The organism is Streptomyces sp. CB01635 (assembly GCF_002803065.1).
GTDB lineage: Bacteria > Actinomycetota > Actinomycetes > Streptomycetales > Streptomycetaceae > Streptomyces.
The window spans coordinates 242,751-257,452 of record NZ_NNBL01000006.1; the positions used below are offsets into that span (position 1 = coordinate 242,751).

At 68.4% G+C, this 14,702-nt stretch carries 10 protein-coding genes and 1 pseudogene; 4 read left to right on the forward strand and 7 right to left on the reverse strand.

What is annotated here, in order from left to right; all coding sequences use genetic code 11:
- The first annotated feature begins 91 nt into the window (after window positions 1-91).
- Window positions 92-1,030: a helix-turn-helix domain-containing protein gene (locus CG723_RS20405; RefSeq protein WP_100594890.1), complete on the forward strand. Its 939-nt coding sequence runs from the start codon at window positions 92-94 to the stop codon at window positions 1,028-1,030.
- A gap of 2 nt (window positions 1,031-1,032) precedes the next feature.
- Here the strand turns inward: CG723_RS20405 and CG723_RS20410 are convergent, their stop codons facing one another.
- Both CG723_RS20410 and CG723_RS20415 read right to left on the reverse strand, forming a co-directional pair.
- Complete coding sequence (locus tag CG723_RS20410) at window positions 1,033-1,440, reverse strand: cupin domain-containing protein (RefSeq protein WP_100594891.1); 408 nt, start codon at window positions 1,438-1,440, stop codon at window positions 1,033-1,035.
- Window positions 1,437-1,758, reverse strand: a pseudogene (locus CG723_RS20415) (MFS transporter); the annotation flags it as partial. The gene CG723_RS20410 and the pseudogene CG723_RS20415, both read right to left, overlap by 4 nt.
- 83 nt (window positions 1,759-1,841) lie before the next feature.
- Between CG723_RS20415 and CG723_RS20420 the strand changes: the two are divergent.
- Window positions 1,842-2,510, forward strand: coding sequence for a TetR/AcrR family transcriptional regulator (locus CG723_RS20420; protein ID WP_100594892.1), 669 nt, complete (start codon window positions 1,842-1,844; stop codon window positions 2,508-2,510).
- A gap of 199 nt (window positions 2,511-2,709) precedes the next feature.
- The gene (locus CG723_RS20425) at window positions 2,710-4,770 is read left to right on the forward strand and encodes a PIG-L family deacetylase (RefSeq protein ID WP_100594893.1); all 2,061 of its coding nucleotides are present in this window, start codon (window positions 2,710-2,712) and stop codon (window positions 4,768-4,770) included.
- Between the two features lie 120 nt (window positions 4,771-4,890).
- On the opposite strand, the gene tuf is transcribed toward CG723_RS20425, so the two are convergent.
- From tuf to rpsL, 4 genes are all read right to left on the reverse strand, one after another.
- Window positions 4,891-6,084 (reverse strand): elongation factor Tu, encoded by a 1,194-nt coding sequence (gene tuf / locus CG723_RS20430; RefSeq protein ID WP_100594894.1) that lies wholly within the window; start codon window positions 6,082-6,084, stop codon window positions 4,891-4,893.
- 137 nt (window positions 6,085-6,221) lie between these two features.
- On the reverse strand, window positions 6,222-8,348 hold the full coding sequence (gene fusA / locus CG723_RS20435) for an elongation factor G (protein ID WP_100594895.1): 2,127 nt from the start codon (window positions 8,346-8,348) through the stop codon (window positions 6,222-6,224).
- A gap of 39 nt (window positions 8,349-8,387) precedes the next feature.
- Window positions 8,388-8,858, reverse strand: coding sequence for a 30S ribosomal protein S7 (gene rpsG / locus CG723_RS20440; protein WP_081218873.1), 471 nt, complete (start codon window positions 8,856-8,858; stop codon window positions 8,388-8,390).
- A gap of 2 nt (window positions 8,859-8,860) precedes the next feature.
- Window positions 8,861-9,232 carry a 30S ribosomal protein S12 gene (gene rpsL, locus CG723_RS20445; RefSeq protein ID WP_003948652.1) on the reverse strand — a complete coding sequence of 124 codons (372 nt, stop codon included), beginning with the start codon at window positions 9,230-9,232 and terminating at the stop codon, window positions 8,861-8,863.
- 448 nt (window positions 9,233-9,680) lie between these two features.
- Between rpsL and CG723_RS47620 the strand changes: the two genes are divergently transcribed.
- Window positions 9,681-10,499, forward strand: coding sequence for a hypothetical protein (locus CG723_RS47620; protein WP_234374412.1), 819 nt, complete (start codon window positions 9,681-9,683; stop codon window positions 10,497-10,499).
- A gap of 254 nt (window positions 10,500-10,753) precedes the next feature.
- Here CG723_RS47620 and CG723_RS20460 read toward each other — a convergent pair whose 3' ends face one another.
- On the reverse strand, window positions 10,754-14,653 hold the full coding sequence (locus CG723_RS20460) for a DNA-directed RNA polymerase subunit beta' (RefSeq protein WP_100594896.1): 3,900 nt from the start codon (window positions 14,651-14,653) through the stop codon (window positions 10,754-10,756).
- Window positions 14,654-14,702: the final 49 nt, after the last annotated feature.

Below are 14,702 nucleotides of genomic sequence, written 5' to 3' on the forward strand. Positions count from 1 at the left end.
AAGCAAAACAACCGCAGACATGCGACGGCCCCCGGCCGGGACTCGCAATCCCGATCGAGGGCCTGACCACCGAGGAAGTAGGAGCTTCCCGATGGGTACCCAGAACCCTAGCGCGCCCCCGCGCGCCCAGTCCCGCGTTGCCGGCAAAGCCCGCCCGAAACGGGTCCCCGCGCCCCTCGGCATCACCCACGCCAACACCCGCCACGCCACTCGCTTCACGGTGATCGGCAACCATCTGGCCCAGCACCGCGAGCTCTCGCTCGTCGCGATCGCGCTGGCCGTCCACATCCAGTCCCTGCCGACCGGCGCCCGCGTGGACATCAAGACCCTCACCGCCCGCTTCCCCGAAGGGGCGACACGTATCGCCGCCGCCCTGCGGGAGTTGGAGGCCCACGGCTACCTCCGGCGCGAGCGCCACCGCGTACCCGACGGCCGCATCGTCACGCGCACGGTCTCCTGCAACCAGCCGGGCCGCGCCGCCCACGCACCGGCCGCCGCGCGGGAGTCATCGGCGGGCGACGACGTACCGACCTGCCCGGCGCCGCAGCCTCGCGCCAAACGCCCACCCCGGCCCTTTTCCGTCCCCCACCCCTCCCACTCCTCCCCGCTACTCCTCCAGACCGCCGCCGACCTCCTCGCCGGCCTGCACCGCGCCGACCCCCGGCTCACCCTCTCCGCCCTTGATACGCAGCGCCTCGCACCCGGCGTCGCCGCCTGGCTGGAGCGCGACCTCGCCCCCGCCGCCGTACGCCACGCCCTGACCAGCGATCTGCCAGGCGATCTGCCCGGCGAGGGCCTGCGCCACCCGACCGCCTTCCTCGCCCACCGCCTGACGGCGCGGCTGCCGCCACCGCCCCCGTTCCGGGCCCCGGCTGCGCCCCCGCCTCCCGTCCGTCATCCGCTCCGGAACTGCGACGAGTGCGACCGCGCCTTCCGCGGCCCCGAGCCGGGCAAGTGCCGCGAGTGCCGCGCGACCGATCCCACGGGCCAGGAGCCCTCGCCAACGCCCGCCCGGCCTGCTCGCTTCTGAAGTCAGTGGGTGTCGGTGCGCTTCTCGAGGCGGGTGCCGCGGCGAAGGGTGATCGACATCAGGTCGCTGGGGGCGTTCAGCTCCAGGCGGTGCCAGCGGCCGCGGGGGACGATCACCGCGGTGCCTGCCTGCAACCGCACCATGTCCTCGGCGCCGCCGGGCGTGGCGGCACGGAAGTAGAGGCGGACGCCGCCGGTCAGGCAACACACCGCCTCTTCGGCCTCCGGGTGCATCTCCCAGTGGTCGGCGTGGACGTCGGCATCGGTCTCCACATGGAACGTCACGACCTGCCAGGCGCCGGAGTCGCTGCTCGCCATCTGCCGTTCGGCTGCTCGGACAGCGCCGTCGGGGCGGAACTGCAGCGCGGAGGCGAACAGGTCGATGGGGGTCGTGATGGGGGTCGTCTTCATGACGGCGTTCCTTCCGGTCGGTTCTCTGTGGGGGCGGTGGGTTGCGGGCCAGGCATGGCAGCCCGGCGGCGGGGCAACACCCCGATCGCCACGACTGCCGCGAGTACGAAGAGGCCGGCGGTGACGGCAAGGCCCAGGGCGTAGCCGTCGTTGAGGGCGGCGGGGCCGGTGGCCGTGCCGGTGCGGAGTGCGGCGACAGTGGCCAGGGCGGCCAGGCCGACGCAGCCGCCGAGTCGGCGGGAGCTGTTGAAGAGGCCGGAGTCCATGCCGGCCTCGCGGGAGGCGACGCCGGTGATCGCTGGCCGCGACCGGGGCCAGGGTCGCCGTCCCAAGTTTTTATACACGTAAAGAAACTAACCCCAGGGGCCCGCCGTTGTCGACGCCTGGGGAATGATGAGGCCATGCCGCAGCCGTCCGCACCGCGCAAATCCCCTGGCCGACCTCCCCGCATCTCCCGCGAGGAGGTCATCGGGGCAGCCCGCCGGATCGTGGCCGAGGAAGGCGTGGACCGGCTGACCATGCGGCGCCTGGCCACGGAGATCGGCAGTACGCCGATGGCGCTCTACCACCACGTCCGCAACAAGGAAGAGCTGCTCGTCCTGCTGCTGGACGACTACGCCGCGCAGGCGCTGCGCCGGCCCGAACTGCCCGCCCACCCTCGCGAGCGGATCGTCGTTGCCGCCGCCGCGATCCACGAGGCGCTCGCCTCCTGCCCTTGGATCGTGGAGGTGCTGACCGCCGACGACCTGATGTCCACCTCAGCGCTGTGGTTCGTCGAGCAGATCGTCGACGGTCTGGTCGAAGGCGGACTGTCCGCCGAGCGGGCCGTGCACGGGTACCGCGCGATCTGGTACTACACCGCCGGAGAGATCGTCATCCGGGCGACAGCGGCCCGGCGGCGCGCGGACGATGACCGCGCGACCTACCGGGAGCAGGTCTTCGGCGACCTCGACCCGGGTGACCTGCCCAGGCTGGCGCAGGTCGCGGACCGCTGGGCAGCGCTGACCGGCGAGGACACCTACCTGGACGGGCTCCGAGCCCTGGTGGATGGCCTCCTCGCCGCCCGCTGACGATCCCCCGGCCCGCCTTCAAGCCAGTGGGGGCCAGCGGCTGACCTGCGAAACCCGCGCCCCGCGAAGAACGCCGGTTCGAGTGAACAGAACATGTCCGTGCATGGAACCTGACCCCACTGACGAGCCTCTTCCCGACTGAAGCACCGAGAAGCAGCGCACATTCCGACCGCTGCGTACGGCGGACGGAGGACAGCGCATGGGATACAAGAGTGCCCGGAGTGAGGCCGGCGAGGGTCGAATAGGTGGCACCCGACGCTTGCCCGGGCGCCGCGCCATACTCCTCGGGTCCGCCGCCGTCGCCGCAGCCACCGCCACCGCCGCCATCACGGCCCGCATGGAACAGACCCCGCCCCCTCCCCACCCCACCGCCCCCTCCCCCGCCTCCGGCCGCCCCGCCGCCGAGGGCGAGCACGCCCTGCTGCTCCAGGTCCTCGCGCACCCCGACGACGACCTGTACTTCATGAACCCGGACACCAGCCAGGCCTTCGCCGCCGGCGTCCCCCTGGTCTGCGTCTACGTCACGGCGGGCGAGGCCGACGGCGTCAACAGGATCCCCGGCCGCCCGCACCCCCCGGCCGACAAGTCCGGGTACGCCGCCGCCCGTCACCAGGGGCTCCGCCAGTCCTACGCGACCCAGCTCGGCCTGCCCGTCTTCAGCGGCTGGCGCACCGAGGTCACCACGCTCGCGGGCGGGCACCAGGCCGAGGTGAACACGCTGGAGCACCGGGGCCGCCGCGTCGAGCTGGTCTTCCTCGATCTGGCGATGCACACCCCGGCGGGCCATATGGGTGCCCCGGCGCTGTGGCGGGAGAGCGATCTGCCGCTGCGCACGGTCGTCGTCGACGGGTCGCCCCTGCGCCGGGCACAGATGTACGACTACGACGGCCTCGTCGACGTACTCGTGGGCCTCTTCGAGCGCTACCGGCCCACCCTCGTGCACACGCTCGACCCGGACCCCGACATCCAGGACAGCGATCTGCGTACGCGGATACGTGACAGCGAACAGCCCGGATTCTCCGACCACGCCGACCACACGGCCGTGGCCGCCTTCACCTGGGCCGCGCTGATCCGCTGGTCGCAGACCGCGGCGGGTGGACCGCCCCCCTTCGCGGCCACCGCCTTCCGCGGCTACTACAACCACCACTGGCCCGAGAACCTCCCCGGGGCCGTGCTGCACGCCAAGGCTGCGCACCTGATGCCCTACGGCGCGGCTCCCGACTGGCAGTGCGGCAACCCCTCCGGCTGCGGCGACTACAACGTCGGCGGGGACCGCCCCCTCACCAACCGCAAGGGCTGGGTCCGCTCGACGCACTACCGCTACCCGGGCCCACGGATCGCCCTGGCCCAGGAACCGGACGGCAAGCTGTCCGGCTACGGCGTGCTCGGCATGCGTGCCGTCCGGTGGCGCGAGACCACGCAAGGAGTCTTCGGCCGGCCGACGGACCTCGGCGGCGGCCCGCTCGCACCGGCCCTGGGTTCCGCCACGCTCCGCGACGGACGGCAGCTGCTCCTCGGCCTCCGGCTCGCGGCTCTGGAAGGGCGCGGCGGATCCGATCTGCGCGAGGTCGTGGTCCTCGAACAGCGCGCCCCCGGCGGGGAGTTCGGCGCCTGGACCGGTCTCGGCAACCCTGAGGCCGACCCCGTGCGCGGCCGCCGCATCGGCGTCCCCGTCGCCGTCACCGCCCGCGACGGGCAGGTCCATCTCTTCGTACGGGACGCGGACCAGGGCATCAGTACACGGGTACGCGGCCTCGACGGGCGCTGGTCGCCGTGGCGCGGTCTCGGCGGCGGGCCCGTGCAGGACGGTCTGACCGCGGTCGTCGGCGAGGACGGCGGCGTCCATGTGTACGCGCCGGGACGCGACACCGTCCACCACTGGACTCCGGAGGGGCCCGCGCCGCTCGCCGGGCTGCCGGTGCCCGCGGACGCCGTCGCCTCCGCGGGCGGCCGGCTCTACTACCGGGCCCCCGCCTCGTCGGCGCTGACGGCGACGGCCGGGCCCCCGGTCGACTTTCCGGGCTACGGCCCCGTGACCGCCGACGGCCCGTACCTCCTGGGCCGGGACACCGGCGGCACGCTCCAGGTGCTGTACCGCGGCCGGACCCGGCGGGCCGCGCGCGACCTGGTCACCCTCGACGGACCCGCCCTGCGCGCCACCCCGCGCGGCCCCGTGGCCGCGGGTCTCTCCCCCGCAGCCCGGCCATGGCTGTGGCGCCCGGACAGCTCCACCGGCACCGGCACCGCCCGCAAGATCTGAGCCCCAGAAGAATCCGAGCCCCAAAAACGAAGAACGCATGCGAAAGGGGCCCGTACGACCGAAGTCGTACGGGCCCCTTCTGGTGCTCGCTGGAGCTACCAGGTCAAACCGTCAAGGAAATTACTTGACGATCTTGGTGACCTGGCCGGCGCCCACGGTCCGGCCACCCTCACGGATGGCGAACTTCAGGCCCTCTTCCATGGCGACGGGCTGGATGAGCGCAACGTTCATCTCAGTGTTGTCGCCCGGCATGACCATCTCGGTGCCCTCGGGGAGGGTCACAACGCCGGTCACGTCCGTCGTGCGGAAGTAGAACTGCGGGCGGTAGTTGTTGAAGAAGGGGGTGTGACGGCCACCCTCGTCCTTCGACAGGATGTAGGCCTGGGCCTCGAACTCGGTGTGCGGCGTGACCGAACCGGGCTTGATGATGACCTGGCCGCGCTCGACGTCCTCGCGCTTGATGCCACGGAGGAGCAGACCGACGTTCTCACCGGCCTGGCCCTCGTCGAGCAGCTTGCGGAACATCTCGATGCCGGTGACCGTGGTGGTGGTCTTCTCGGTCTTGATACCGACGATGTCGACGGTCTCGTTGACCTTGAGGACACCACGCTCGATGCGGCCGGTGACGACGGTGCCACGACCGGTGATCGTGAAGACGTCCTCGATCGGCATCAGGAACGGCTTGTCGACGTCGCGCTCGGGCTGCGGGATCGACTCGTCGACGGCGGCCATGAGGTTCAGGATCGACTGACCCCACTCCTTGTCGCCCTCGAGCGCCTTGAGCGCCGAGACCTTGACGACCGGCAGGTCGTCGCCCGGGAACTCGTACTCGGAGAGGAGCTCACGGACCTCGAGCTCGACGAGCTCCAGGATCTCCTCGTCGTCCACCATGTCGGCCTTGTTCAGGGCGACAACGATGTACGGAACGCCGACCTGGCGGGCCAGGAGCACGTGCTCCTTGGTCTGCGGCATCGGGCCGTCGGTGGCGGCGACCACGAGGATGGCGCCGTCCATCTGCGCGGCACCCGTGATCATGTTCTTGATGTAGTCCGCGTGACCGGGGCAGTCGACGTGCGCGTAGTGACGCGTCTCCGTCTGGTACTCGACGTGCGCGATCGAGATCGTGATACCGCGCTGGCGCTCCTCAGGAGCCTTGTCGATCTGGTCGAAGGCCGAGGCCTCGTTCAGGTCCGGGTACGCGTCATGCAGCACCTTGGTAATGGCGGCCGTGAGGGTCGTCTTACCGTGGTCAATGTGACCGATGGTGCCGATGTTGACGTGCGGCTTAGTCCGCTCGAACTTCGCCTTCGCCACTGGGTCCTCCTGTGGAGTGGTTCTGTACGCCTTGCTTCATCGGCGCCAGGTGATCTTTGCTGGGAAACCCGCCGCCGGGGTCCGGGGTTACGAACCCCGGCGGTCGGTGTCAAGCCTAAAGCGTGAACTCGGGTGAGTTACTCGCCCTTGGCCTTCGCGATGATCTCCTCGGCGACGTTCCGCGGAACCTCGGCGTAGGAGTCGAACTGCATCGAGTAGCTTGCGCGACCCGACGTCTTGCTGCGGAGGTCGCCGACGTAGCCGAACATCTCCGAGAGGGGCACGAGGCCCTTCACGACACGGGCGCCGCTGCGCTCCTCCATGGCCTGGATCTGGCCACGGCGGGAGTTGATGTCGCCGATGACGTCACCCATGTAGTCCTCGGGCGTGGTGACCTCAACGGCCATCATCGGCTCGAGCAGCACGGGGCTGGCCTTGCGCGCGGCCTCCTTGAACGCCTGCGAACCGGCGATCTTGAAGGCGAGCTCGGAGGAGTCGACCTCGTGGTAGCCACCGTCGAGAAGGATGACGCGGACGCCAGTCATCTCGTAGCCGGCCAGGATGCCGAACTGCATGGCCTCCTGCGCACCCGCGTCCACCGACGGGATGTACTCCCGGGGGATGCGGCCACCGGTGACCTTGTTGACGAACTCGTACGTGGCGTCGCCGCTGTCGATCGGCTCGATCGCGATCTGCACCTTGGCGAACTGACCGGTACCACCGGTCTGCTTCTTGTGGGTGTAGTCGTGACGCTCGACGGCCTTGCGGATCGTCTCGCGGTAAGCGACCTGCGGCTTGCCGACGTTCGCCTCGACGCGGAACTCGCGCTTCATGCGGTCGACGAGCACCTCGAGGTGAAGCTCGCCCATACCACCGATGATGGTCTGGCCGGTCTCCTCGTCCGAGTGGACCTGGAAGGAGGGGTCCTCCTCCGAGAGGCGCTGGATGGCGACACCCAGCTTCTCCTGGTCGCCCTTGGACTTCGGCTCGATGGCGACCTGGATGACCGGCGCCGGGAAGTCCATGGACTCCAGGATCACCGGCTGCTTGTCGTCACAGAGCGTCTCACCCGTGGTGGTCTGCTTCAGACCCATGACGGCGACGATGTCACCGGCGCCCACCGACTCGATCTCCTCACGCTTGTTCGCGTGCATACGGTAGATCTTGCCGATGCGCTCCTTCTTGCCCTTGACGGAGTTCAGCACGGCGGTGCCGGACTCCAGGCGGCCCGAGTAAACCCGGACGAAGGTGAGCTTGCCGAGGTGCGGGTCGCTCATGATCTTGAACGCCAGCGCCGAGAGGGGCTCCTCGTCGGACGGCTTGCGCTTGACGACCGTCTCCGCGTCCTTGACGTCGTGGCCCTCGATGGCCTCGACGTCCAGAGGCGACGGCAGGTAGCGCACGACGGCGTCGAGCAGGGGCTGAACGCCCTTGTTCTTGAACGCGGTGCCGCAGAACACGGGGGTGACGGTGGTGTCGCCGCCCTTGCCGGAGGCGATGGTGATGCGACGGATCGCCGCGTACAGCTGGTCCACCGAGGGCTCAGTGCCCTCGAGGTACAGCTCCATCATCTCTTCGTCGTTCTCCGCGACGGCCTCGAGCAGCTTGCCGCGCCATTCCTCGGCAGCCTCGGTGTGCGTGGCCGGGATGTCGACGATGTCGTACGCCTCGCCCTTGGCCGCCTCGGCGGACCAGACGAACGCCTTCATCGTGACGAGGTCGACGACACCCTGGAAGTCCATCTCGGCGCCGATGGGCAGCTGCATGACGAGCGGGGTCGCACCGAGGCGGTTGACGATCATGTCAACGCAGCGGTGGAACTCGGCACCCGTACGGTCGAGCTTGTTGACGAAGCAGATACGCGGCACGCCGTAGCGGTCCGCCTGACGCCAGACAGTCTCGGACTGGGGCTCAACACCGGCAACGCCGTCGAACACCGTCACGGCACCGTCGAGGACGCGGAGCGAACGCTCCACCTCGACGGTGAAGTCCACGTGGCCCGGGGTGTCGATGATGTTGATGGTGTGGTCGACATCGTTCAGCGGCCAGTGACAGGTGGTGGCAGCAGAGGTGATCGTGATGCCACGCTCCTGCTCCTGCTCCATCCAGTCCATGGTCGCGGCGCCGTCGTGGACCTCACCGATCTTGTACGAAACACCGGTGTAGAACAGGATCCGCTCGGTGGTCGTCGTCTTGCCCGCGTCGATGTGAGCCATGATGCCGATGTTGCGCACCTTGGCCAGGTCAAGTGAAGTGGTAGCCATATCGGCTCAGTCTTCTCTCGGTCTCGATGTGGGTAGCGACTACCAGCGGTAGTGCGCGAAGGCCTTGTTGGACTCGGCCATCTTGTGGGTGTCCTCGCGCTTCTTCACAGCGGCACCGAGGCCGTTGGAGGCGTCGAGGAGCTCGTTGAGGAGACGCTCGGTCATCGTCTTCTCGCGACGGGCGCGGGAGTAGCCGACCAGCCAGCGCAGGGCCAGCGTGCTGGCGCGACCGGGCTTGACCTCGATCGGCACCTGGTACGTGGCGCCACCGACGCGGCGGGACTTGACCTCAAGGGTCGGCTTGATGTTCTCGAGCGCGCGCTTGAGCGTGATGACCGGGTCGTTGCCGGTCTTCTCGCGCAGGCCCTCCATGGCGCCGTACACGATGCGCTCGGCGGTGGAGCGCTTGCCGTTCAGCAGCACCTTGTTGATGAGGGAGGTCACCAGAGGAGAACCGTAGACCGGGTCGATGATGACCGGGCGCTTCGGGGCGGGGCCCTTACGAGGCATTCTTACTTCTCCTTCTTGGCGCCGTAGCGGCTGCGGGCCTGCTTGCGGTTCTTGACACCCTGGGTGTCAAGCGAGCCGCGGATGATCTTGTAACGAACACCAGGCAGGTCCTTCACACGGCCGCCACGCACGAGCACGATGGAGTGCTCCTGCAGGTTGTGTCCCTCACCCGGGATGTAGGCCGTGACCTCGATGCCGCTGGTCAGACGCACACGCGCGACCTTACGGAGGGCCGAGTTCGGCTTCTTCGGGGTGGTCGTGAACACACGCGTGCAGACGCCGCGACGCTGGGGCGAACCCTCGAGTGCGGGCGTCTTGTTCTTCTCGACCTTGTCCTGCCGGCCCTTCCGGACCAGCTGCTGGATCGTAGGCACTACTTCTCCGGTTTCTGTGTGCCGAATAGTAAAACTAACCTGGAACATCTCCCGACCCACGCGGTCGGGTGTGTCGAATACTGTGAACTCCCGCCGCCAAGCGGGAAGGGCGCAGATTGCGGTGGCCCTTCTCGGACTCCCGCAGCGGCTGACGACACGCACGAGAGCCCAGGCACACCCCAGGCACAAGGTCTGAGCGTACCTACCTCATCGGGTTCGGTCAAAACAAATGCAGTCCACCGCGACACGCCGGACTTGTCGCACCCCGCCCGAAGGACCTCATGGACAGTGTGCGGCCCTCCACGGACACCATTCAGTTGTTCACCTGTCCCCAGAGGTTCCGTTTCAGTACGTTGAGCGATCGGCGTTCAAGGGATCTTGCCGGGCCTGCGGGATCGGGGGCGATGGCGGTGGCTGACTTACCGGGCGACGGGGGCTGGACGACCGGGTGCCGTGTCTGGCACGGCCGGAACGGGAGGACCGGGCGGCGTTGCTCGCCATCGGCCGCGTTCTGCACCACACCCCGCGCAGCGTCGTCATGCACCAGGACGAGCCGTCCACGCACGTACTGCTGCTCCTGCGGGGCTGGACCGAAGTGACGGCCATCGCAGCCAACGGGTACGAGGCCCTCCTCGCTCTGCGCGGCCCCGGCGAGCATCAGTACGGAGTCACCGGCGGCACTGTCCAGGGCGACGTGATCCGGCGCTTCGGAGGCCGAGGCGACGCCCCCGGGCCGGTCTCCGGGCCCATTCCCCGCGAGTACGTGGAAACGCTCGCGTGGGTGTTCCGGAGCTGTCCCTGCCGTACGAGTACAAGGCTTCTGAGAGTCCCGGGAACCCCCGCAAGCCGGGGTTCCCGAACCGGCCCCTGGAACCCACCTCCGCAGACCGGGGCGGCTCCCCTGTCGACCCCGACGAGCTCGCCGTCCGCACCGGAGCCCGTCTGGCGGGAGGTGGCTTCCCGGGCCGGAGTGGACGGGAGCGCGTATCAACTCTGGGTCGAAGAGAGCGACGACATCAATGCCATGGCCGCAACCGGCCATATCGTCGGCGTCGCCAGCCACTCCCTGGGCGAGCTGCCCACGGCCCGGCTCGACGGCGTACTCGCCCACGAACTGGGAGCCACCACACCAGCGGGCACGCCCGGGTGTCGCTGCTCGCCTACTGGTACGCGATACCCGGTCGTCTCGCATGGCGCCTCGTGCGCCGGCCGGCCTCGTACGTCGACCGTCTGTCCGTCGGCGTGGCCGCCGTGCTGCTCGGCCTGATCGGAGCCTGCGCGGTCGCGTGGGCGACAGCCACCTACGGCCTCGCGTTCCTCCCCCTCGTCACGCCCTGTCTTGCGGCCGCCGTCTCGCGCCGCTCCGAGTTACGGGCCGATGAGCATGCCGCGGCACTGAGATTTGCTCCACAGCTCATGGCCGTCCTGATGAGGAACACGGCTCGACAGCCTGCGCTGACAAACGCCGAAGGGCGCCCACCCCGCCGAAGCGGAGTGGGCGCCCTTCGTCAGACGTACGCCTTACTGGTTGTACGGACCGTAGTCGTAGTCCTCCAGCGGAACGGCCTGGCCGGAGCCCGTGCCGAACGGCGAGTAGTCGATGTCGTCGTAGCCGACGGCCGAGTACATCGCGGCCTTGGCCTCTTCGGTCGGCTCGACCCGGATGTTGCGGTAGCGGGACAGACCCGTACCGGCCGGGATGAGCTTACCGATGATGACGTTCTCCTTGAGGCCGATGAGGCTGTCGGACTTGGCGTTGATCGCCGCATCCGTCAGGACTCGGGTCGTCTCCTGGAAGGAGGCGGCCGACAGCCAGGATTCCGTCGCCAGCGAGGCCTTGGTGATACCCATCAGCTGCGGACGGCCGGAGGCGGGGTGACCGCCCTCGGTGACCACACGACGGTTCTCGGTCTCGAACTTCGAGCGCTCGACGAGCTCGCCCGGCAGCAGCTCCGCGTCGCCGGACTCGATGATCGTCACGCGGCGCAGCATCTGCCGGATGATGATCTCGATGTGCTTGTCGTGGATCGACACACCCTGCGAGTTGTAGACCTTCTGGACTTCGCCGACCAGGTGGACCTGGACCGCGCGCTGACCGAGGATCCGCAGCACGTCGTGCGGGTTGGTGGCACCGACGGTGAGCTTCTGGCCCACCTCGACCGCGTCGCCCTCGCCGACCAGGAGACGGGCACGCTTCGAGATCGGGAACGCCGTCTCGTCGCTGCCGTCGTCCGGGGTGACGACGAGCTTCTTGGTCTTCTCGGTCTCCTCGATACGGACGCGGCCCTTGGCCTCCGAGATCGGGGCGACACCCTTCGGCGTACGAGCCTCGAAGAGCTCGACGACACGGGGCAGACCCTGGGTGATGTCGTCACCGGCCACACCACCGGTGTGGAAGGTACGCATCGTCAGCTGGGTACCGGGCTCACCGATGGACTGGGCGGCGATGATGCCGACCGCCTCACCGATGTCGACCAGCTTGCCGGTGGCCAGCGAGCGTCCGTAGCAGAAGGCACAGGTGCCGACCGTGGACTCGCAGGTGAGAATAGAGCGGGTCTTGACCTGCTCGACACCGTGCTGGATCAGCTGGTCGATGAGCACGTCGCCCAGGTCGACGTTGGCCGGCGCGATCACCTTGCCGTCGATGACGACGTCCTCGGCGAGCATGCGGGCGTAGACGCTGGTCTCGACGTCGTCCGTCTTACGCAGGACGCCGTCCTCGCCGCGCGCACCGATCTGCAGCTTGAGGCCGCGCTCGGTACCGCAGTCCTCCTCGCGGATGATGACGTCCTGCGAGACGTCCACCAGACGACGGGTCAGGTAACCCGAGTCAGCGGTACGCAGAGCGGTGTCCGCGAGGCCCTTACGGGCACCGTGCGTGGAGATGAAGTACTCAAGAACGGTCAGGCCCTCACGGAAGGAGGCCTTGATCGGACGCGGGATGGTCTCGTTCTTCGCGTTCGACACCAGACCACGCATACCGGCGATCTGACGCATCTGCATCATGTTTCCTCGGGCACCCGAGTCAACCATCATGAAGATGGGGTTCGTCTTGGGGAAGTTCGCGTTCATCGCCTCGGCAACCTCGTTGGTCGCCTTGGTCCAGATCGCGATGAGCTCCTGCGTGCGCTCGTCCTTGGTGATCAGACCGCGCTCGTACTGCTTCTGGACCTTCTCGTCCTGCGCCTCGTAGCCCGCGACAATCTCCTTCTTGGCCGCGGGGACCACGACATCGGAGATGGCCACGGTGACACCGGAACGGGTCGCCCAGAAGAAGCCGGCCGCCTTCAGGTTGTCGAGCGTCGCCGCCACGATGACCTTGGGGTAGCGCTCGGCCAGGTCGTTGACGATCTCGGAGAGCTGCTTCTTGCCCACCGAGTAGTCGACGAACGGGTAGTCCTCGGGCAGCAGCTCGTTGAAGAGCGCGCGGCCCAGGGTCGTACGCAGCCGGAAGCTGTCGCCCGACTGGTACTCGGGCTCGCCTTCCTCGACGGCCGGCGGCGTCCAGCCACGCGGCGGGAAAGTGCCCACCGGGAAGCGGATGTCGACGGCCGACTGGAGCGCGAGCTCGCCGGCGTCGAACGCCATGATCGCCTCGGCGGTCGAGCCGAACGCACGGCCCTCGCCCTTGACGTCACGCAGCTCACCGTCGGTGGTGAGGAAGAACAGACCGAGGACCATGTCCTGGGTCGGCATCGTCACCGGACGGCCGTCGGCGGGCTTGAGGATGTTGTTCGAGGACAGCATCAGGATGCGGGCCTCGGCCTGCGCCTCCGCGGAGAGCGGCAGGTGCACGGCCATCTGGTCACCGTCGAAGTCCGCGTTGAACGCGGTGCAGACGAGCGGGTGGATCTGGATGGCCTTGCCCTCGACCAGCTGCGGCTCGAAGGCCTGGATGCCGAGGCGGTGCAGCGTCGGCGCACGGTTCAGCAGAACCGGGTGCTCGGCGATGACCTCTTCCAGGACGTCGTACACGACCGTGCGGCCGCGCTCGACCATGCGCTTGGCGCTCTTGATGTTCTGCGCGTGGTTCAGGTCGACCAGGCGCTTCATCACGAACGGCTTGAAGAGCTCCAGCGCCATGGCCTTCGGGAGACCACACTGGTGCAGCTTCAGCTGCGGGCCGACGACGATGACGGAACGCGCCGAGTAGTCGACTCGCTTGCCGAGCAGGTTCTGACGGAAACGACCCTGCTTGCCCTTGAGCATGTCGGACAGCGACTTCAGCGGACGGTTGCCGGGGCCCGTGACCGGGCGACCACGACGGCCGTTGTCGAAGAGCGCGTCGACGGCCTCCTGAAGCATGCGCTTCTCGTTGTTCACGATGATCTCGGGGGCACCGAGGTCAAGGAGTCGCTTCAGGCGGTTGTTGCGGTTGATCACGCGGCGGTACAGGTCGTTCAGGTCGGAGGTCGCGAAGCGGCCACCGTCCAGCTGCACCATCGGACGCAGGTCCGGCGGGATGACCGGCACGCAGTCGAGCACCATGCCCTTGGGGCTGTTGCTGGTCTGCAGGAACGCGGAGACGACCTTGAGGCGCTTGAGCGCACGGGTCTTCTTCTGGCCCTTGCCGGTACGGATGATCTCGCGGAGGCGCTCGGCCTCCTCCTCGAGGTCGAAGGACTCCAGGCGCTTCTGCAGGGCAGCGGCACCCATGGAGCCGTCGAAGTACGTGCCGAAGCGGTCACGCAGCTCGCGGTAGAGCAGCTCGTCACCTTCGAGGTCCTGGACCTTGAGGTTCTTGAAGCGGTTCCACACCTCGTCGAGGCGGTCGATCTCGCGCTGCGCACGGTCGCGCAGCTGCTTCATCTCGCGCTCCGCGCCTTCGCGCACCTTGCGGCGCACGTCGGCCTTGGCACCCTCGGCCTCGAGCTCGGCCAGGTCGGTCTCGAGCTTCTTGGCGCGGGCCTCCAGGTCGGAGTCGCGACGGTTCTCGATCTGCTGACGCTCCACCTGGACGTGCGCCTCGAGGGAGGGCAGGTCGCGGGTGCGGCGCTCCTCGTCCACGAACGTGATCATGTACGCCGCGAAGTAGATGACCTTCTCGAGGTCCTTCGGGGCGAGATCAAGCAGGTAGCCGAGGCGCGACGGAACGCCCTTGAAGTACCAGATGTGCGTGACAGGGGCGGCCAGCTCAATGTGGCCCATCCGCTCACGACGCACCTTGGCGCGAGTGACCTCGACGCCGCAGCGCTCGCAGATGATGCCCTTGAAGCGGACACGCTTGTACTTACCGCAGTAGCACTCCCAGTCCCTGGTCGGACCGAAGATCTTCTCGCAGAAGAGTCCGTCCTTTTCGGGCTTGAGGGTGCGGTAGTTGATGGTCTCGGGCTTCTTGACCTCGCCGTGAGACCAGGTCCGGATGTCGTCCGCGGTGGCAAGGCCGATCCGCAGCTCGTCGAAGAAGTTGACGTCGAGCACTGTGCGTCAATCCCTCTTTCGGGGTTGTGCCCCTCGCGTTAGCGAAGTA